This window comes from Bacillus sp. LJBV19 (assembly GCF_017797845.1).
GTDB classification, from domain to species: Bacteria; Bacillota; Bacilli; order Bacillales; family Bacillaceae; genus Bacillus; species Bacillus velezensis.
Genome location: NZ_CP072563.1, coordinates 1222156 through 1241793, shown reverse-complemented (window position 1 = coordinate 1241793; position 19638 = coordinate 1222156). Strand labels below are relative to the sequence as shown.

Here is a 19638-nt window from a genome sequence, read left to right as displayed (position 1 = left end):
TCTGACTGGGCTTAAAGCAGTCCGCTCCAAATGGATTTTTTAACAGGCTCTTGGCCGCCCGTCTCTTCTTCCGGCTGCTTTGATGCGCCTCTTACTTTTTCAAGCGCTTCAATGCGTTTAATAATCGGCGCAAGCATGTCCTCAACAAGCGTTTTCAGCTTTTCTTCATCAGACGGCGCAGCCGCCCCGTCTTTGTCTTCCGTGTTTTGGTCCAAGCTGTCAAGCCGCTTTAAAAGCGGGTGCAGCGCGTGTTCAATCGATTCTCTTACGTCTTCTTTTCTCATCTTGTTCAAGTCCTCTCCCTTGCGGTTTCTTGATTTGCGGTCACGGTCGAGAAATTGCTTGACCGCGCCGAATAAGCCGGCTTGCTTTTCTGCCGGCTCTTCGTAAACGTCAGCGGTTCCCGCCATGCTGTAGCCCGTAATGATACCGGCTTTAATCTGATCCCATACTTCATCGGAAGCTTTGGTGACAAGCACCCAAGATCCTTTCCGGATCACAGCATTCCCGATTTCAAAGTCATCCGGGGCGACGTACGACTCCACCACCTCGCCAGTCCCGCCTTCAAAATTATGATTTGTATCGATGTTGCGGGCGTCCGCCAAAAAACCGTGAGCGGCCTTTTCAATTTCTTCAGCCGTCATATAATCGCCATGTGCATCCGGGACATCCGGCTCGTAAACGATGCCGTAAACAAGCTTCTGCTCATCCGATTCGCTTTTTGTAAACACCTGCACCTTTTTTTCAAATGACGGAAGGCCTCCGGCTGATTTTGTAAAAAAGAATTCCGTTTGGTTCGCCGCCTTATCGACATAGCTCACAAAACTGATGACGGCATTTCTCAATTCTCTCGGCACGAGATGTTTTCACCCCCTTTCAGGATTGCTCCTTTTTCCCTTTCAGCACCGGCCGGCTGTAGTACTCTTCAGGCCATTCCTCAAGCGTCTTCCCGAGCACTCTTCCCGCCAGATCACGGAGGTCATTAGGAGAGACCGCGCCGGCGGAAATAAATGGCGTAAGCACCTTCGCAATTTCAAGCGGATCGCGAAAATCAGGCCCTTTTAATGTGAGCTGTACATCGTGGAGACCCAATTCAGGCAAAAATAACGTGTTGAGCTTATTAATCAGCGTTTTCCGCTCCGGCTGAAACACCTGCTCCTCCGTTATTTTCCGTGCCGTATCGGCGGTGGCTTTGTTGTATTCCTGCGCCTCGCCCGTATAAAGCGGCGGGAGACGGAAAGCGGAACGGAGTTTATTTCTGCTTTTGTCGTCATATTCAAGAAACAGCGCATCATCCTGCAGAATTTCCGCAAGTGATTTAATTTCCACAGACACGGGCGTAATGTCTTCGCCTCCGTGAAGGTCTTTTTCCTTCGCAATGCCTTCCGCCTCAATCAGCAGAAATTTGTGGGCGTTTTCCACCCCTTCCAGGTCATTCATATAATCCTGGAGCTCTTTGTACGAGGTTTCTGACAGCATGCCGTTTTCAACCGTAATGGCGGCCGGCACGTGACGGCCCTGCTTGAAATACATAAAATTCAGTTCTTCCGCTTTCCGGGCGCCGTACAGATTGACGATATTGCCGACCCAGCGCGGAATTCCGTAAGTGCCGCTGCCGATTTTTAAGTGAATGGCTTCATTTGCCCGATATTCTTCAGACAGGGTCTTTACGTATTCGCCGGTTCTCATGTCCATCATGCGGGGATCGCCGTATTCTTTAAAAAACACTTTCCGACCGTTCAGCATCTGAACATATTTACGAAACCGTTTTTGCCTTTTAATCGTTTTGGATGCGCCGTTTTCTTCATATGAAAATGTGACTTCAACGGGATCAGTCACACCGCACACGCGCATATGTTTCACATCCAGATATTCAATCCCCGCCGGTTTTCCCGCCCCGTCCCGAAGCACTTCGAGAAAACCGTTGCCCGTTTTTTCGCGGTCTTCTATCGCATATCCGAGGATCGTCTCGGCCGATTCATCAAAATGAAGACATTTGTAAAAGCTCTCCAGCTTCATCCAGTTTTTTTCGGCCCGGGCCTTTTTTGTCGGAGAGCAATCTGGGCTATTTACATCAAAGGTATATTCCACATCAAACCCAAAACCCGTAATATTGACCCGATACGCGTCAATGCACTGCTGAAGAATCGTCGAATATTCGGCGATTGTTTTCAGTTCAATGAGATTATAGGGCGGTGAAATGATGTCTTCGCCGTACAGATCGGCAAATTGATCTTCGTTCATCTGCCTTGCCTGCGGCGCGGCCATTTTTGATTTAAAGACGGTGGCTCTAACGTTTTGATAGTTCGGCAACACCTACCTCCTCCTTTCCCGATTCGGACGTCTCCGTTTTTGTGATGCATCTTTCAGATCCGCCGCGTCATAGTCATCCAGCGCATACCAAATGGCTGAAAGTGTGTGGGGATCAATTGAAAACTCATCTTCCGACAGAACGCCGTTTTTGTTTTTTGCGTACGTTAAGTTCTGCAATTCGCGGATCGTATGTTGACAGCTGTCTGAGCAATAGATATGTTTGAACCGTTTCAGCTTTTTTGTATACTGAAGTCTTGAGCCCGGAAACTTTTTGGCCGCAACCATGCAAAAGCCCTGCCTGCGAAAATATTGGATGCTTTTCGGCTCAGCCGAATCCGCTTTGATCAGCTCTTTTTGATCCGCCAATTCCTGAAGCTCCTCAGCTGTCTGATCATCGGTCATTTTGTTTTTGTAATACTCCCAGAAAATATAAAGGTCTTTTTGATCCGGATCGACGGCAAGCCGGATGACCGCATTGTATGACTCTTCAAAACCGAAATCCATGCCCGTCCGAAACAGGGGGCGTCTGATGGAAGCAATCCGCTCCGTTACTTCGTTGTGCTCCATGACCTGAAACTGCGGAAACACGCGGATGCCGTTAACGCCGAACTGTCCTTTGCGGGCGATCCGGTATAAATCGGGATCGTAATGCCGTAAGCTGTCCAGCTGCTTAATATAGCTTTTCGGCAAAAACAGATTATCGCACGCTGTGGAATGGTGGTAATACGTATCTCCCTTAACGACGGTGCCTTTTTCATACAGCGTCTGATCATCCAATACGAACCGTTTTTTTTGGTCATCACGGAAAAAATGCCGGTACGTCCAATTGGAGGTGCCGACGGGATTTGTGGTGCATATCATATGAAGCGAAAGCTCGGGATGGCGCAGACGGCCGATCAGCTCCTTAAAGCCTTCATACTTCACTTCAGAGCATTCTTCAATCCAAATCAGTGAAATATGATGAATGGATTTCAATTTGGCCGGGTTGTCCATCCCTTTAAACATAATCCGGCTTCCGTTTGAAAATCTCAGCTGCATCGGCGAAGACACGGCCTTTACGGCATGTTCCAGTTCAAGCTCCCCGATAATATCTTCAAACAAGGCAAAAGTAGAATCTCTGTGCGTATCGAAAACTTCCCGCACGACAAGCGCCGTCCGCTTTTCACGAAGCAGCTTCAAGATGATTTTCAGCGCGGTATGATAGCTTTTTGACGAGCCGTAGCCTCCGACGAGAAATTGGTACGTTTCATTCCAATTGAACAAATAATCTTCAAAGCGCGGGTTGACCGCTTTTTCAATCATGACCGTTCCTCTTTCCGCGTAATGACAATGTCAATCGGCTTTTGGCTGTCTTCTGTTTTTTCCATCTTCTGCTGTGCCAGCTTTAATTTTTCATTTTCGATTTTTTGTTTAAATTGATCGGGGAAAAGGTCAAAGTACAAGGACAGCTTTTCAAGAGCCTTCATCTTGTCGGCAAGCTTTATTGCAATGCCCTCTTTTCCGAGTTTTGCTTCTGTGACGATGGTTCCGTCCAGAAGGTGCGAATCTTTAACGTCAACGTAGCTGATTTCCTGCATAATCGGATTATCATTTTCGTCAAAGAGCGGCCCTGATTTTCCGAAGGCCTGAACCTCTTTTTTTCCGAAGGTTACATAATCGGTAATGTCGGCGAAAGCGATTTTCACATAGACTTGAAGAACGTCCATCGCTTCGACAAACACTTTATTGACCATTTCCTTTTTCATGCGGCTGATTTCTTTGGCGACTTTTCCGTTTTTTAACAGCCTGCTTCCCGTCACATGCGCGCTTTCCGGTGAATACCCGGCTTTTATCGCAGATTGGGTGGCGTTAAAGCTTTTCACATAATAAAGACAAAACAGCCGCTGACGTTCGTTTAACTCATCACCTTCGCCCGGGTTGTTTTTTCCGCCGCTTTCCGCGTTCTTATGGAGCGCCTCGTCCCAGCGCCCTTCTTTTTTCCATCTGCCGATCGTTCTTGCGGATACGCCTGATTTGCCGGCAAGGGCGCGATTTGTGATGCGGCCTTTATGAGACTGATAGATTGTAAATGCCTGTTCTCTTTTTGCGTTTTTCATGCTACGGCATCACCGCCACCTCCGACATGATTGTCTATAATAAAAAGCGGCTTCTAATCGGGCCGCTTTTTGTGATCGTCTGTTCACTTCTAGGTGGCAAACGTATGACAACTTATGAAGCAGGCGATTGATTTCTTTGTTCCTGCTGTTTTTGAATTTTTAGAAGCGCCCGTTTGACCGTCGTCTGTACGGTAGATTTCTTTACATTCAGCAAGGCGGCGATCCGTTCATATGAAAAGCATTCCGCTTTGTGGAGCAGCAGCATTTCTTTTTCTCTATCCGTTAAAACGGCTAATGCGTCCCGCAGTCTGATTCTGTCTTCTTCAGTCACATTCCCGGAAGGTTCAAACATCAGCGCCTGTGAATAGGTTTCTATAATTCTCGGATCTTTAATCAGCATTCTCTGATAAGCGTCTCTGCGGTCTATCGCTCTTCTTATGCCGGGCTGCCGGCCTTTTTCAAGCCATTCGATGACATATTCCACATCTGTAATGATTGTTCTGATGATTTTTTTATCTTTCAGTTCTTCTGAAGTAAGCACCGTTTCATCGGCTTCCTCCAGCTGCTTGTACCACTTTTTCGTCTCTTTCAGCGTGCGTTTATATTCAAATAGTAAGTCTTCCATGTAGATCCTCCTCTTTTTCGGAACAAAAAAAGGACACCAACCAATGCGCAGCATGTGCGCGATTGATCAGTGTCCGCAGGCTTTCCGTCTTGGACGTATTCTGTTTTTAATTCAATTTAAAGCCGATTTCATATTCGACCCGGGCCAGATCCCCTTTTCGCGTTTCGACAAGCGTTTTGCCGTGCTCCGGCGCTTCGGCGAGCCATGCTTCCTTTTTCAGTCCGTCTACAATAATCACCCGAACCTTGCCTTCTTCCAGCTGGCTTTTTAATGTTGTATGTTCAATGTCGGTCAGTTTTTTAGGATTCATGTTTTACGTCCTCCGTCTTTTTCAGGATGTTTACTTCATGTATGAGGCTTTCGAGCTGATTTATAAACGCTTCTTTTTCTTCAGAACTTTCTCCCCGGAGCAGGCGGAGAGCCGTTTCGGCCGCCTCAAAAAGTTCCGGAGCTTTCGCCATCAATGCCGCGTTGATCTGCTGAGAGTATGAACTTAAGTTGAAAACGGCCGCGATGAGCCTTCCGTTTGAATAAGGGAACTTCTCTTTATCCGCTTCGCTGTAAGCGGAATAAATGTAAATGGGTTTTTCTTCTCCGCTGTGTACGGCCCGCCATGGAGCGGGGCTGTGTTTTTCTTGCAATGGTTATCCTCACTTTCCATCAGCCTCATGCCATGCTTCAATTTGCTTTTCTATCCGTTTCGCCCTGAACAGCAGGCAAAAAAGCCATTTGATATATTTATACACGTGCATCAAGCCTCGCTTTTGCGTCTTGAACCATTCGCTCAAGACGTTTAATGACCGGCGTTAAATCAGTGCCTGTTTTGCAGTTCGGGCAAGGGTGAAAGACAGCGCCGAAACCCGTTTCCGTCACAATGACCTTCTTCGGCCCGCACAGTTTACACATTATCTCGCCCCCTCTAATCTGTGGTTTACGTCAAATGAATTGCCATTAATGATGACTAAATAATCGCTGCACATCTCATAAATTCTTGTGCCCAAGGCTTCATCAACCTGCACCAGTCCGTCACAGGCCAGCTCGCTCGAGATAAGAACCGGCTTATGATTTAAATAGCGGTAATTCACGACGGCGTACATTTGTTCAATCTGCCAATCGGTCGCCCGGGGTTTTCCGTTCAGCGGTTTGAACAGATCGTCAATAAAAAGCACATCCGCCTGTTTCATACGGCCAAGCTTTGCATCAAGCAGATCAAAATCATTTTTTAAATCCGTAAAGCCCTCCACAAAAGGAAAATACAGCACCGGTGTCTGCTTCTGTCTCATGACATAATTGCTGAGAGCGGTCAAAAGATGGGTTTTTCCCGATCCCGGACGCCCTAAAAGGGCAATGCTGTTTTTCCGGCAGTTTTTAATCTTGTCGAAGTTTTCAACATATTCAAGGGCGCACTCATATGCGTCGACGACTGCCTGAGGCTTGCCCCGCGTGATAAATCCTTTGAAATCCAGCTTCCGAAAGGCATCTGTAATCTCACTTGCGCTGAGGATGCGCTCTGCTTTTCGTTCGGCGGCGCAGCGGCACTTAACCCACACATCCATTCCCAGCTGGTTTTTGAGATAACCGCCCTGATCTTTACAGAGCGGACAGTCAAAGCGGCTTTCGTCTGATTCTTCCGGTCTGTCCGCCAGTAATGGACGTTTTCCGTTTTTCAGGTCGGCCAGTATCTGCTCGATCGTTCGTTTTGTCATGTATCGTATTCCTCTCTTTTTTTGTTGTGATTGTCCTTCCCGCAATTCGTGCATTCAAGCGGTCTTCCATATACTTGGCGCAATAGCTGAAAGCCTTGATCGTTTCAGCTGAAGAGGTGCGCCGCTGTTCAAAAGCGGTAAAGCATTCGCCGAGCCATTTGATTGCTTCTTGTGCTGACGCACCGAGGGAAACAATACGGGCGATGGCCTGATAATCCCGGGGCGAGGGGTATACGCTCCGCCTCTCCTGTGCAGACCTTAATCTGATAAAATGGGCGGCAATGTCGTTAATCGCTTCTTCAGCAGTATGATTTTTTGTTATATCTATTTCTCTCCGGACATTTTTGTCCCGGTGATCCGCCGATATTGTCCGGTCTGTGACTTCCGGGCGGGTCAATGTCTTTTTCGGCGTGAATCTTTTCGAGTGCTTTACGGAGACGATGAGTCCGTAAGGGGCGCGGACGGTTTTGATATATTCATGCTGTTCCAAAACCTCAAGCCACCGTCTGACGGTTTTTTCGCTGACGGCAAATACGTCGGCCATTTCTTTTGCTTTTACGGGCTTATGACCGAGGACGATCCCCCACTTTACGCCGTCTTTTACGTGTTCCTTTGTCGTTGAGCTGATGAACCATAAAAACAGCCATATGGCGGACCCTATTTTTTCATAATGTTCTGAATTCAATAATCCGGAATAGATGAAAAACGGGTAGCTTTTACGATTCATATTGGACGTCTCCGTTTTTCTTCAGACTTATATAGCGTTCATACTGCAATCGGTTATCAAATCGGAATACCGGAAGTCCGCAAGCGGTAAAAGATATCGAACCGCCTGCTTTTCCTAAACATCTCTGGTCAGCCGGATTGCTGCTGAAACGGATGATTATCGGCTGCATCTCTCACCCTCCTGATCAATTTCTTATCGTATTTTGATACATTTCGTATCCTTATGATGTTGATTATATACGATACATTTCGTATCATCAAGACCTTTTTGATACTTTTTTTATCATATCTTTATTTTGATACATTTTGTATCTATAATCATAAGTAACTTAGGGTGTTGAAAAAAGAGAGGTCATTCGGATGATAGGCGGAAGATTAAAGAGTCTCAGAGGAAAGAAAACGCAGGAAGAAGTCGCAAATCATATCGGTGTCTCGCGCGCCAGATATTCTCATTATGAAAACGGCCGATCTGAACCCGATTACGACACGCTGCAAAAGCTTGCGGATTATTTCAAAGTGTCGACTGATTATTTGTTAACCGGAAAAGAACCTTCAGATGAAGACATGTTTGCCGATCCCGACCTGCAGATAGCATATCGGGACATGCAGGACTTTTCGCCGGAAAGCAAGCAGCAGGCCATTGAATTCATTAATTATTTAAAAGAAAAAGAGAAAAACCGCAGGCCGAAACATAAATAATCCGCTCTTTTCCTTTAAACTGCTTAACGTTCAGCCGATATAAAAGCTGAATGTTTATTTTTAAAAGAAAAGGGAATTGATTCAAAGTCCGATCAGGGCTTTTCTTTCTCGCTTAAAAAAGAACATATGTTCGAAAGGGTGTATTCAATTGGGCGATTTTTTAACACATCTTGAGGAATACGTCAAAAACTTATATTGCCGCATGGGAATGACCGCCCCTCTCCATATTGATATGCAGATGATTGCCAAGGAGCTTGACATTTGGATTCATTTTGAAGATACGCACAGTATGATGCTGAAGCGGGACGGCATGTACAGCATCGTCCTGAACCAAAAAAAGTCACCCGAAGAGCAATGGCAGGATTTTGCGCACGAACTGTGCCATGTGCTGAAGCATACCGGCAACCATTTTCATATGAACAAGCTGTTCAGGGAACTGCAGGAATTTCAGGCCAACCATTTTATGTACCACTTCTGTGTGCCGACCTTTATGCTGTTAAACATGGAGCTTCCCCAGCGGAGAAGCCATGCCGTTATTTTAATCGCAGCCGCTTTCCGGGTGACGGCATCATTTGCGGAAAAAAGGCTGGAGCTGTTTGAACGGCGTAAAGCAGGTATTCAATTTCAGAAGCGGCTCACTTGTCTGTTATCCGACAAGCGGCCGAATGGGTATTATGAAAGCGGACAGACACACTTGCATGCCGCTGAAGAAAAAACGCCGTATTTTATTGAAAATTAGCGATTCTCCGCCGGCAGAGTGTCAGCATTTTAAATCGCAGGAAAGGTTTTTGCATCATGACGCTGTTCTCACCGTGCTGCCCGCTAAGCACTTCTTGCGCCGCATAGCTCCAGTGAATGTAAAAACGGGCCCCCCTGTTCATTTATCATAAAAACCGGCCTTCACGGCTTCTACATACCGAAAAAACAGATCGGTTGGCGTATATTTTTCTCCCTGGCAGCCAAAATTGCTGAAAAGCGCGTGTCTCTGCGCCGTGCTCACTTCCAATTGCAGCCCCATTTTCCTTTTTGTCCGATTGACAATGTTGCCGGGATTTACACCTGCCAGCCGATCATTCTTCTCTGTCAGCTCGGCATCAAATCCCGCTTCACGCAGCAGATCACAAATCAGTCTTGCTTTTTCCAGATCCGCGCCCCCGACGAGTGTATTTGCCTTTTTCAGATCATGATACCCGTGAAAAGCCAATCCGTAATGATGGGCGGTCACTTTTTCTAAAGCCAGGGGTTCGTCAAAGCGTGTGCTTGTCAAGTGGAGAGAACGGTTATTGCACCGCTTCGTCCCTTCAAATAAGTAAATTGAGCTTTGGTCAGAAAATGCCCGCACCAGCTCACTGACACCCGGTTCAATTCTCCCGCCGTGGGGAGCGAGGACGATACATTTACTTCCCTCTTTTTCTTCATAAATAATTCTGTATTCCGATTCAGCAGCAGAAAGGGCTGCGAAATTGTCATATCTATCTTTCATGTGTAACATGCTCTCCTTTTCCAGTCAGCATCAGTTTACTCTACTCATCTGGGAATGGAAACCTTTTTATAGTATGATTTGATAGAATACGTATCAGGGGGGATATATCATGGGGTTCATCAATGGATTGCTGGGCAATGCGTCGACAATATCGACGGCTGAAGCAAAAGCAGAACTGGCCCGTATTCTGCTGGAAGGTGAGAATGTCAACGCCGCATTTAAGCTCGTCCGAGATATCATTGTCTTTACGGATAAGCGTCTTATTCTTGTTGATAAACAGGGACTCACGGGGAAGAAAACGGAGATTCAATCCATTCCGTACAAGAGCATTTCCAGATTCAGCGTAGAAACCGCCGGCCGCTTTGACCTTGATTCAGAGCTGAAAATTTGGATTTCAGGCGCGGAACTTCCCGCTGTCTCAAAGCAGTTTAAAAAAGATGAAAGCATTTATGATATTCAAAAGGCCCTTGCCGCAGTTTGTATGTAAGAAGAAACGGAAGCCCGGGGAGCTTCCGTTTTATTGATTACAGTTTTTCTTCAATTTTCGCCTTCGTTTTCGGGCCGTAAATTCCGTCTGCCGTTAATCCGCTGACGGATTGAAAACGTTTTACGGCATTTGCCGTTTTCGGACCGTAAACGCCGTCCGCCCCATGATTTTTTGCTCCTTTATCGGGATAAAAATAAAGAGCGGATAAAGCGTTTTGCACTTGTTTTACGTTTGTCCCTTTCGTCAGCGGTTTCGTCACTTTGATCACACCGGATGGAAGCGGATAGGAAGGCACAGCCTGACTTTTTGAAGAAGAACCCGCCTGAGCGAGCTTGATCACTTGTCCGACTGTAATGTGATTCGGATCGGTGATATGGTTGATGCTTTGCAGCGATTTTACACTGACACCGTGCGATGCGGCGATTTCCGATAAGGTGTCGCCTTTTTTCACATGGTATTCAGAGGCGGAAGAAGAAATAGAGGCTTTTTTCGCCGGCATACTTCCGCTTAATTTCTTTTCAATATTCGCCTTCACTTCACCCCAGCGGCCTTCAGACAAAATGCGGTGCGGGCAGTACTTTCCGTTCCAGTCCTGATGCTTTCTGATTCTGTCAATCCCCCAGCCCCGTTCTTTCAAAAGCTGCGCCGCGAACGCAATCGCCAGTTCTTCTGCGGCTCTGTACCGTTCGCCGCCTGACTTGCTGTAACAGATTTCTATAGCAATCGACTTTCGGTTTCCGGTACCGTTCGTGCCGTCTCCCGAATGCCAGGCATTCCGGTCCAACGGAATTCCCTGGATCACTTCTTTGTCATCAACCGCAAAATGATAGCTCGTTGATTCGCTGTTTCCCGTCATATAGCTGATTTCATTAGCGGCGGATGCGTCGTTTGCCGTGTTATGAATGGTAATATACTCCGGCGTCATCGGATTCGGACATTTTAACGCATATTTATCAGCCGATACGAGCCGTTTTTTCACTTCAATCCCCACTCTTCATCTCTCCTTATGCCTTTTTCATCAATAGGTGGCATTCGTAGGACAGATAACTTGAGCATATAGACCCTGCATTCGGATAAAAATGGAATGGATACGCATGCAAAAAATAAGACCCTTCCAAAGAAGGGTCTTTATGTTATGTTTGGTTGCGCGCGGCAATATGGAATGTGCCGTCCGCTTGGTTTTCCAAATGGCTTTCATGGCCGATCACCTGTGTAAAGCTGAACCCGACAGCAACAAGCAGCAATCCTGACAACAGTTTAGATTTCATATAGACAATCTCCTCTCTGGATTTGTTTTTGGGCGTGCACCATTTTTTCATAAAACGTGAGCGCTTTTTCAGGCTGTCCGTGTTTCATGTAAAATTTGGCAGCATCATGCGCCAATTCTTCCACATACGGATACAGCATGTGTTCTTCCAGAAAATCAAACGTGTGCCTGACGGATGCGTTATCCATTTCCTTGCCGTATAACGCATGTAAAAATTGGAACAGATTCACAAACAATTCATCATTGTATTCGCGGGCGATACTGAGCCCGAGGCGGTATTGCTTCTCTGCTTCGGCTGTAGTGTTCTGTTTATAAAGAACCTGTGTTAATGAGTAAATAGAATGCGGAAGATTATCGAACTTTTCTGACCTGCAAATGGAAACGGATGTCTCAAAATATTCGGCTGCTTTAGAGAGGTCTCCCATTTTTTCGTAACAGTTTCCGAGATTATATAAGGCTGAACTGATAAGACGGGGATTGCCTTCTTGTTTTGCAAGATCTAAAGCAAGTTCTAAGTGGGGCAATGCTCTTTCTGGATACTGCATGTCATCATAATTCCCTGCAATAACGAATTCACATTGGATTCTGCGGACGTTGTACGTCTCATACGATTGGTACGTTTCAAGGGCTTGAACGGCATAACTCATGGAGACGTAGGTTTGTTTCAGGTTGTAAAATATCTCGGCCATTTTAAAAGCAAACTCAGCTTTCTCGATGTCATCAGAAACGAGTGCAAGGTTTTTTTCAGCCCGTTTGTAATACATCATGGCGTTTAGGAACATTTTCTGTTTAAATTCGTACATTCCTCGAAAAAAATTAAAGTAGTAATCAAGCAGTCCTGTCAGTTTATACTGGTTGCCTTCAATGTCTTCCAATAATTCTGAAAACTCAGGCTGAGAAGGGTCCTCCTTTAAGGGCTTGATGTAATCCAGCATGACACGGTGTCTGAATTCCATTAATGAATAATACAGCAGCAGATCCTGATCTTCTTCCATATCCTCGATCTCTCTCTCTACTTCACGTTTGACGCGCTCCGCCTCAAGGACGTGAAACTGCCGGATATGGGTATACCATTCATTAATTTTGAGCCCGACAAAAGAGGACGGAATAGTCTGCTTCATCCTCAATAAATCCCCCCTTTTGGAATGACCGAGATATGTCATATTTTATCATATTTGCTAGAAAAAGAAGAACGCAAAAAGACCGCAATTGTCGAATTTCGGATATCCGCAACGATTTATCTCCGTCACAAGCTTATTGCTTGTTTCTTCCGTGCCGTTGATATAGCATATCCTTGCAGCTTTTATTCTGTATTAAATGGGGGTTTTCACATGACAGCACAAAATCAATTGGTCAGCCACTTTCTGTCACATCGAAACGTGACGATTGAACTGGCGGAAAAAATCAGCCGCGAGCATTACGACTACAAACCGGCAGAGACATCAATGTCCGCTCAGGAACTTGTAAAACACATCGTTTATTCTTTTCTTATGTTTGCAAACGTCATTAACGACGGAAACGGATCAGCCATCCAGAACAAACCGAAAGAAGAAGCGGAAACAGACCTCGTCAAACTGGCGGAAGCATGTACTGAAAAAACGACAGACATTCTGTCACAGCTGACTGAAGAGCAGCTGAACCGCGAAATTGACCTGACCGCCTCTTTCGGCAGAAAAGTGACCGGCGCTGCTCTCCTTCAGCTTGCCATGGAGCATGAAATTCATCATAAAGGCAACCTTTTCGTGTATGTCAGAGAAATGGGCCACACGGAACTTCCGTTTTATCAGCAAAAATCATAATCCGGCCATCCGCAGGTCTGCGACATAACAGCAGGCTGGCGGATTTTTTTGTACTGTATAAAATTTTCCGAAAATTTAATTGATTACCGCCTCTTAATCATATATAATCTGATAAAAATAGTAGGATTATTCAGGAGGCACACAGATGACTGTAAGCATTGTGTTTATGGGTTTCTTTGTCGGAACGCTTGTCGGATTGACGGGTGTGGGAGGAGCGGCGCTTTTGACTCCTTTACTGATCGTTTTGGGGATCAACCCCTCAATCGCCGTCGGCACTGACCTTTTATATAACTCCATCACCAAACTGTTCGGTGTCGTTTCTCATTGGAAGCAGCGTACCGTTCAATTTAAACTTGTCGGCTACTTGGCGCTCGGGAGCATTCCCAGCGCAACAGCCGCCATCGGTGTTCTTCACTTGTTTCCCGCTTTTCACCAGCATCAGGAGCAGATTATCAAACAGGCGCTCGGCTACGTGCTGACCCTTGTCGCCATTTCCATTATCGCCCGCCTTTTTTTCGATAAAAAACTGCGGCCGAACCGCTGGCAGCAAAAAACGCTTGAAGAAAAGCGGACACTCATGATATTGATCGGCGTCATTTTCGGCTTCATCGTCGGCCTGACATCTATTGGGTCCGGCTCGTTATTTGCGATCGCCATGCTATACCTGTTCAGAATGAAAACGGCAGAAGTAGTGGGAACGGATATCGCACATGCCTTTCTGCTCGTAACTGCTGCCGGTCTGTTAAACGCAAGCTTCGGAAGCGTCGATTACCTGCTTGTATTGAATCTGTTGATCGGCTCTGTGCCGGGTGTGCTTCTCGGCAGCTTCTTTTCGCCGAAATTCTCACCGCGCCCGCTGCAATTTGTGATGGCGGCGATTATTTTAATCAGCGGAATAAAATTAATATAAAAAAGGCGGTCTGTTGTCAGATCGCCTTTTCCCTTATAACGTCACACCGGACTTAAAGATTGCAAGCTCCCGAAAATCGTTTTTTTCGTTATTGACGAATTCTCCGCTTGCAACTTTAATAATGTATTGAATAAAATCTCTTACAATGTGATCTTCTGTTGTTTGGTCTTCCGCCAATCTGCCCGCGTTGTAATCAATCCAATGAGGCTTTGATTGAAATAAATCGGTATTTGTTGATACTTTCACAGTCGGGACAAATGTGCCGAACGGCGTGCCTCTTCCGGTTGTAAACAAAACGATGTGACAGCCCGCCGCGGCGAGCGCTGAAGAAGCGATTAAATCATTGCCGGGCGCACTGAGCAGTGTCAATCCCTTTGTTTTCAGGGTTTCACCGTATGTCAGCACATCAGAAACCGGTGCAAGACCGGCTTTTTGGGTGCAGCCGAGCGACTTGTCTTCGAGCGTTGAAATGCCGCCTTCCTTATTCCCAGGTGACGGGTTTTCATAAATCGGCTGCTCGTGCTTCATAAAATATTGCTTGAAATCATTGATCAATCGGACTGTTTTATGAAACACTTCTTCGCTCGCCGCACGCTGCATGAGAATCGTCTCAGCGCCGAACATCTCAGGCACCTCCGTTAAGACCGTGCTCCCTCCCTGTGCAATCAAGTAATCTGAAAATCTCCCTAATAAAGGGTTTGCGGTGATGCCGGAAAAACCGTCCGACCCGCCGCATTTCAATCCGATGCTCAATTCTGACAGCGGAATCTCCTCACGTTTATCTCCCTTTGCCGCAAGGTGTATCTCTTTAAGTAGCGCAGTCCCTGCTTCAATTTCATCTGTGACAGCCTGTGATTCGAGAAATTTCACCCGATCTCCGTTCACTTCAGAAAGCGTTTCCTTAATCGCCGCCAGCTCATTATTTTCACAGCCGAGCCCTAAAACCAGCACACCGCCCGCATTTGGATGACGGATGGCGTTTATCAGCATTTGTTTCGTATTCTCATGATCATCGCCAAGCTGGGAGCAGCCGTATTGGTGCTTTAAAACCAGCACATTGTCAAAGGGCGCAATGTCTTTCGCCTCTGTTACGAAGCGCTGCAGGATTTTCTCAGCAACGCCGTTTACACAGCCGACTGTAGGTACGACCCACAGTTCATTCCGGACGCCGGATGTACCGTTTTCTCTTTTGTAGCCTTTAAATGTCCGGTTCTCATTTGTAAAAGGATTGTCCTCGAAGCGCGGTGAATACGTGTATTCTTGCACATCAGATAAATTCGTTTGCAGATTATGGGTATGAATATGCTCGCCGGCCGAAATCCGCCTTGTCGCACGCCCGATCGAAAAACCGTATTTAATAATGCTGCCGTTTTCTTCAATGGTTTGCAGCGCGATTTTATGCCCCCGCTTTACAGGGTCCTTCACTTCAATCGTCAGTCCGTCTGTATGCAGCCGCTCCCCTTTGTTAAAATGGCGCATGGCGAGAAGCACGTTATCGTTTTTATGGATTTTTATGACCTCTTTCATTTTACTTCCCCCTTTTTGCCGCAGCATTCATGTAACGCATGCTTCATACCCCGCTTATGAATGACAGACAGAAAAAAAGCCGTTCGTTCAGTCAGCCCCGGAAGATGATTCAGATTCCTCCCCCACAATCGCTCTTCTCCTAATATGGCAGATGCCGCTTGAAACATATCATCTTTGCAACGGGACCGCGCCATTTGGAAACGGTTAAGAACCTCCTCGCCGTCAGCCGGTTTGTTCGGTCCGTTCCAGTATGAATAGATCATGGCGCTGAACGAAAATACCAGCTTCTCAGGTAGCCGGCCCTCCTGTTCGATATAAGCCTTCAGCGTCGGCAGGTTTCTTGTTTTGAATTTCGCGGCGGCGTTAAGGGTAATGCTTTGCAGATAATGTTGGATATAAGGGTTTTTAAACCGCTGTAACACATCTGCCGCGTATTGGGTGACACCCTCCATTTGCAGCACAGGGAGGATTTCTTCATTGATCAGCTCTTCGATGAATCTGCCCGTCACCTCGTGCTCAGCCGCTTCCCGGACGGTTTGCAGTCCGTATAGTAAAGCCACTGGCGCCAATGCCGTGTGAGCGCCGTTTAAGATTCTCACCTTTTTTGTCCTGTAAGGCGTAAGGTCAGACGTGATCAGTGCGTTCAGCCCGGCCTCAGCAAAAGGAAGCTCATTCTGAAGCTGTTCCGGCCCTTCTATCACCCACAAATAATAATGCTCACCGACCACAAGCAGACGGTCTTCGTATCCGAGAAAATCGGTAAGTTCTTCCGCGGTATCAACAGGAAATCCAGGAACAATCCGATCCACGAGAGTATTGCAGAAGATGTTCGCGTCATGAATCCATTGAGTAAAATCAGGCTCCAGCTCCCACAGCCCGGCATATTGAAGCACGGCAGCCTTCAGTTTCCGTCCGTTTTCTTCGACCAGTTCACATGGAAGCACAATGCACCCTTTCTCGGCGTCACCCGTAAATGCCTTATAGCGGAAATAAAGGAACGCCGCTAATTTCCCGGGGAATGTTTTTTGAGGCCTATCTTCAAGCCGGTCGCCTTTCTCAAACGTAATTCCCGCTTCCGTCGTATTGGAAATGATAAAACGAAGCTCCTCTTGTGCTGCCAGCCGTTTAAAGGAATCATAGTCAGAAAAAAGATCAATGCCGCGGCTGATAGATTTGACGATCATGTGTTCTTCAGCCGGTTTTCCGTCCTTTATCCCCTGCAAAAAAAGCGTAAACAAACCGTCCTGCTCGTTTAAACGTTTGATTTTCTCAGAGCCTCTCGGCTGTACAGCGACAACGCTTCCATTAAAATCCGTCAATTGATTCATTTGATCGATCTGCCAGTCTGCGAAGGCCCGCAAAAAGTTGCCTTCGCCGAACTGAAGGACTTTTTCAGGATATTGAATGTATTCACCGCACATCTTTTTATTCAGCTGACGCAAGCTGTCCGCCTCCTTCTGCATTTATGCACACGTTAACATTTTTCTGTACGAAAACCCGGATAATCAGACGGGCCGTTATGTGAGTTTTTTAATTGAATCTCTTATCATCACCTCGGTGTTTTCGTATATTTTTTCCGCCGCCGTATCCGGGTCGGCGATTAGCGCCAAAATCTTCTCTGCGCCGAGTATGCTGATTTTTTCAACCGGGCGTTTTACTGTCGAAAGCCTCGGCGTCATGTATTGCGAAATGCCGATGTCATCAAACCCGATAACGGATATATCTTCCGGAACGTTCAGGCCTTTGGCGAAAATGGCATTCATCGCCCCGATCGCCATATCATCGTTTGAACAAAAAACAGCCGTAGGCGGTGATTGAAGCGCCAAGAGTTTTTCCATCGCCTGACTGCCGCTTTCCATATCATAGCGGCCTTTTACACTGTATTCATGCTTAATCGGAATAGAATGATCAATTAAAGATGTCAAATAGCCTTCTTTCCGCTGAGAAGTTGACCTGAATCCTTCCTTTCCCTCAATGATCGCGATATCTCTGTGTCCGTTTGCGATCAGGCAGTCGACCGCCTGTCTGGAGCCTTCTTTATCGTTTGACAGGATATTCGTGATGCTCCGGTCATCAATGTCCCGGTTCAGCACGACGAGCGGGATGTTTTTCTCGCGAATATGATAAATAAATGAATTATCACTGTCGCTTTGGCTCATTAAAATGATTCCGTCATACCTCATGGGCGTAATGGTTTCAAAGCTTTTCAGGTCGTCAATCGCGCGAACGAACAAATTGTATTCCTCACTGATTGTGCGGTTTACACCTTTGATGGTATCGGAAAAAAAGCTGTGTGAGGTTCCGTTTGTGATGCTTGTAAAAAACAGTCCGATCGTATGGGACTTTTGCATGGCAAGGCTTTTTGCATTTACATTCGGTGTGTAATTCAGCTGTGAAGCGAGCGCTAATATTTTCTGTTTTGTATGCTCTTTAATGTAGGGGCTGCCGTTAAGTGCCCGGGATACGGTGGTGTGGGATACGTTGGCGAGTTTTGCGATATCTTTTATGGTTACCATCGTTTTTCCTTTCTTTCTGTATGCTGTCATTTATTTCTATTGTACCATTAACGGACAGTCCATAAAATCACTAAAGTTGAGGTTTTGCATGATGTAAGTCCTGAACGAGCTCGGCATGCTGCCGGTCCGTCAGCTTATACATCAAACCGATAATCAGCATGGCGCACGCTAAAGCGAAAGCCGGGTACAGCAGCAGAAGCCCTTTAATCCCGATTAACGTGCCTTTTGTCTGAGATGCATTCGGGATATAGCCGATAACGCTCAGCCCGATGCCTGAAAGAAAACCTGATAAAGATTGGGCGAGTTTTCTGGAGAAGTTGAAAAGCGAATATGTCGTCGCCTCCTTCCGTTCACCCGTCTTCCATTCTCCGTAATCAATAATGTCCGACACAAGCGCCCACGTAATGCCGTTTGGTATGCTGATCCCGATAAAAGCAATGCTCGCTAACGCCGTAAAGATATATACATTTGACGGGAGACAGAAATTCAGCGCATCAGCCGCGGCGCTGACGGCAAAACCGATCATCACCGTTTGCTTTTTTCCGAAGCGTTTGACGAGTTTCGGCATAAACAAAACACCTAAAAATGAAGAACCGATGATGATAAAACTCATGTAGGACATCAGCTCCGCATTGTTGAGATTGTACTGGGCGAAGTAAACAAGCATAGCGGATTTAATGTTATATGCCGATATTGAGAAAATCGTCATGAAAACGACGGTCAGAAGCGGTTTGTTGCCGATAAAGCATTTGAAAACCGACATGACGGACAGCTTTTCTTTCGGCGCTTCACGGACGATAATTCTTTCTTTGCAGTTTCGGTAGCAGATCATAAATCCCGCGATTCCGATTACGGCCATCATCCCCATGACTGCCGGGTAGCCGATGTGAACGTTATCAAAATGAACGAGAATCGGGATGACGATGACACTTGTAATGAGCAGCGCGCCGAGGGAGCCGATCTGGCGGAATGCAGAAAGCGCCGTTCTGTCCTCCGCATCCTGTGTAATGGCCGCGCCGAGGGAGCCGTACGGAATATTGACGAAAGAATAAGCGACCCCCCACAGCATGTAAGAAGCATAGGCGTACACAAGCTTCCAGGTGACGCTCACGTCCGGTGACACAAAAATCAATACGGTCATGACCGCAAGAATAATACTTCCGAATAATAAGTACGGCCTGAATTTACCCCGGGGTCCGATCTTTTTTCTGTAGTCAATGGCCGAGCCGACAATCGGATCAGTCAAAGCCGCAAACAGCTTGCTGACCAAAAAAATACTGCCGGCGAACGCTGCCGGAATGCCTGCGACATCTGTGAAAAACTTCAGCAAATAGATCTGCCCGAGATCAAACATAAATCCGTTCCCAAAATCTCCAAATCCATAGGATACTTTTTCTTTCAGACTCAGCTTATGCTCCTTCACTTTTGCGGCAGATGCTGTCACGACAGGCACATTACTCATAGGCCACCTCTTTCATTCCATT

At 46.5% G+C, this 19638-nt stretch carries 24 protein-coding genes; 5 read left to right on the top strand and 19 right to left on the bottom strand.

All coding sequences use genetic code 11. The features are described from left to right. Positions 1 to 11: 11 nt before the first annotated feature. From J6600_RS06370 to J6600_RS06320, 11 genes are all read right to left on the bottom strand, one after another. Positions 12 to 857 (bottom strand): XkdF-like putative serine protease domain-containing protein, encoded by an 846-nt coding sequence (locus J6600_RS06370; protein ID WP_007407275.1) that lies wholly within the window; start codon positions 855 to 857, stop codon positions 12 to 14. Between the two features lie 19 nt (positions 858 to 876). Continuing rightward, complete coding sequence (locus J6600_RS06365; protein WP_094296112.1) at positions 877 to 2268, bottom strand: phage portal protein; 1392 nt, start codon at positions 2266 to 2268, stop codon at positions 877 to 879. 48 nt (positions 2269 to 2316) lie between these two features. Next, positions 2317 to 3615, bottom strand: a complete 1299-nt coding sequence (locus tag J6600_RS06360; protein WP_209388139.1) for a PBSX family phage terminase large subunit — start codon at positions 3613 to 3615, stop codon at positions 2317 to 2319. After that, positions 3612 to 4409, bottom strand: coding sequence for a terminase small subunit (locus J6600_RS06355; RefSeq protein ID WP_072177407.1), 798 nt, complete (start codon positions 4407 to 4409; stop codon positions 3612 to 3614). The genes J6600_RS06360 and J6600_RS06355 overlap by 4 nt, the downstream gene beginning before the upstream one ends. Positions 4410 to 4521: 112 nt before the next feature. Continuing rightward, a complete protein-coding gene (locus tag J6600_RS06350; RefSeq protein ID WP_007407279.1) occupies positions 4522 to 5034 on the bottom strand; it encodes a sigma-70 family RNA polymerase sigma factor in 513 nt (170 codons plus the stop codon). Positions 5035 to 5140: 106 nt separating this feature from the next. After that, positions 5141 to 5344: an XtrA/YqaO family protein gene (locus J6600_RS06345; RefSeq protein ID WP_003154859.1), complete on the bottom strand. Its 204-nt coding sequence runs from the start codon at positions 5342 to 5344 to the stop codon at positions 5141 to 5143. Then, positions 5334 to 5675, bottom strand: coding sequence for a hypothetical protein (locus tag J6600_RS06340; protein WP_014417522.1), 342 nt, complete (start codon positions 5673 to 5675; stop codon positions 5334 to 5336). The genes J6600_RS06345 and J6600_RS06340 overlap by 11 nt, the downstream gene beginning before the upstream one ends. A 97-nt stretch (positions 5676 to 5772) precedes the next feature. Continuing rightward, on the bottom strand, positions 5773 to 5940 hold the full coding sequence (locus J6600_RS06335) for a hypothetical protein (protein ID WP_003154863.1): 168 nt from the start codon (positions 5938 to 5940) through the stop codon (positions 5773 to 5775). Beyond that, positions 5940 to 6740, bottom strand: coding sequence for an ATP-binding protein (locus J6600_RS06330; protein WP_044802859.1), 801 nt, complete (start codon positions 6738 to 6740; stop codon positions 5940 to 5942). Before J6600_RS06330 ends, J6600_RS06335 begins: the two co-directional genes overlap by 1 nt. Beyond that, on the bottom strand, positions 6640 to 7467 hold the full coding sequence (locus tag J6600_RS06325) for a phage portal protein (RefSeq protein WP_209388138.1): 828 nt from the start codon (positions 7465 to 7467) through the stop codon (positions 6640 to 6642). The genes J6600_RS06330 and J6600_RS06325 overlap by 101 nt, the downstream gene beginning before the upstream one ends. Beyond that, positions 7457 to 7636 carry a hypothetical protein gene (locus J6600_RS06320; protein WP_014417518.1) on the bottom strand — a complete coding sequence of 60 codons (180 nt, stop codon included), beginning with the start codon at positions 7634 to 7636 and terminating at the stop codon, positions 7457 to 7459. The genes J6600_RS06325 and J6600_RS06320 overlap by 11 nt, the downstream gene beginning before the upstream one ends. 190 nt (positions 7637 to 7826) lie before the next feature. On the opposite strand from J6600_RS06320, the gene xre reads away from it, so the two are divergent. Next, positions 7827 to 8165 carry an HTH-type transcriptional regulator Xre gene (gene xre / locus J6600_RS06315; RefSeq protein WP_003154871.1) on the top strand — a complete coding sequence of 113 codons (339 nt, stop codon included), beginning with the start codon at positions 7827 to 7829 and terminating at the stop codon, positions 8163 to 8165. A gap of 148 nt (positions 8166 to 8313) precedes the next feature. Continuing rightward, positions 8314 to 8904, top strand: a complete 591-nt coding sequence (locus J6600_RS06310; RefSeq protein WP_014417517.1) for an ImmA/IrrE family metallo-endopeptidase — start codon at positions 8314 to 8316, stop codon at positions 8902 to 8904. 138 nt (positions 8905 to 9042) lie between these two features. Here J6600_RS06310 and J6600_RS06305 read toward each other — a convergent pair whose 3' ends face one another. Continuing rightward, a complete protein-coding gene (locus J6600_RS06305) occupies positions 9043 to 9648 on the bottom strand; it encodes a poly-gamma-glutamate hydrolase family protein (protein ID WP_209388137.1) in 606 nt (201 codons plus the stop codon). A gap of 109 nt (positions 9649 to 9757) precedes the next feature. Between J6600_RS06305 and J6600_RS06300 the strand changes: the two genes are divergently transcribed. Further along, positions 9758 to 10135, top strand: coding sequence for a PH domain-containing protein (locus tag J6600_RS06300; RefSeq protein WP_007610770.1), 378 nt, complete (start codon positions 9758 to 9760; stop codon positions 10133 to 10135). Between the two features lie 37 nt (positions 10136 to 10172). On the opposite strand, the gene J6600_RS06295 is transcribed toward J6600_RS06300, so the two are convergent. The 3 genes from J6600_RS06295 to J6600_RS06285 all read right to left on the bottom strand — a co-directional run bounded on the left by J6600_RS06295 (position 10173) and on the right by J6600_RS06285 (position 12529). Next, a complete protein-coding gene (locus J6600_RS06295) occupies positions 10173 to 11126 on the bottom strand; it encodes an N-acetylmuramoyl-L-alanine amidase (protein ID WP_209388136.1) in 954 nt (317 codons plus the stop codon). A 142-nt stretch (positions 11127 to 11268) separates the two neighbouring features. After that, positions 11269 to 11403, bottom strand: coding sequence for a PhrA family phosphatase inhibitor (locus J6600_RS06290; RefSeq protein ID WP_003154881.1), 135 nt, complete (start codon positions 11401 to 11403; stop codon positions 11269 to 11271). After that, complete coding sequence (locus J6600_RS06285; RefSeq protein ID WP_087920760.1) at positions 11393 to 12529, bottom strand: Rap family tetratricopeptide repeat protein; 1137 nt, start codon at positions 12527 to 12529, stop codon at positions 11393 to 11395. The genes J6600_RS06290 and J6600_RS06285 overlap by 11 nt, the downstream gene beginning before the upstream one ends. A gap of 204 nt (positions 12530 to 12733) precedes the next feature. On the opposite strand from J6600_RS06285, the gene J6600_RS06280 reads away from it, so the two are divergent. Together J6600_RS06280 and J6600_RS06275 are read left to right on the top strand one after the other, a co-directional pair. After that, the gene (locus J6600_RS06280) at positions 12734 to 13201 is read left to right on the top strand and encodes a DinB family protein (RefSeq protein ID WP_021494037.1); all 468 of its coding nucleotides are present in this window, start codon (positions 12734 to 12736) and stop codon (positions 13199 to 13201) included. Between the two features lie 145 nt (positions 13202 to 13346). Beyond that, a complete protein-coding gene (locus J6600_RS06275; protein ID WP_007610763.1) occupies positions 13347 to 14111 on the top strand; it encodes a sulfite exporter TauE/SafE family protein in 765 nt (254 codons plus the stop codon). 33 nt (positions 14112 to 14144) lie between these two features. Here the strand turns inward: J6600_RS06275 and J6600_RS06270 are convergent, their stop codons facing one another. The 4 genes from J6600_RS06270 to J6600_RS06255 all read right to left on the bottom strand — a co-directional run bounded on the left by J6600_RS06270 (position 14145) and on the right by J6600_RS06255 (position 19616). Then, the gene (locus tag J6600_RS06270; protein ID WP_209388135.1) at positions 14145 to 15638 is read right to left on the bottom strand and encodes a UxaA family hydrolase; all 1494 of its coding nucleotides are present in this window, start codon (positions 15636 to 15638) and stop codon (positions 14145 to 14147) included. Continuing rightward, positions 15635 to 17080, bottom strand: coding sequence for a tagaturonate reductase (locus J6600_RS06265; protein WP_128496590.1), 1446 nt, complete (start codon positions 17078 to 17080; stop codon positions 15635 to 15637). The genes J6600_RS06270 and J6600_RS06265 overlap by 4 nt, the downstream gene beginning before the upstream one ends. Positions 17081 to 17155: 75 nt before the next feature. Next, the gene (locus J6600_RS06260; RefSeq protein WP_209388134.1) at positions 17156 to 18154 is read right to left on the bottom strand and encodes a LacI family DNA-binding transcriptional regulator; all 999 of its coding nucleotides are present in this window, start codon (positions 18152 to 18154) and stop codon (positions 17156 to 17158) included. Between the two features lie 70 nt (positions 18155 to 18224). Then, positions 18225 to 19616 (bottom strand): MFS transporter, encoded by a 1392-nt coding sequence (locus J6600_RS06255; RefSeq protein ID WP_209388133.1) that lies wholly within the window; start codon positions 19614 to 19616, stop codon positions 18225 to 18227. Between the last annotated feature and the right edge of the window lie 22 nt (positions 19617 to 19638).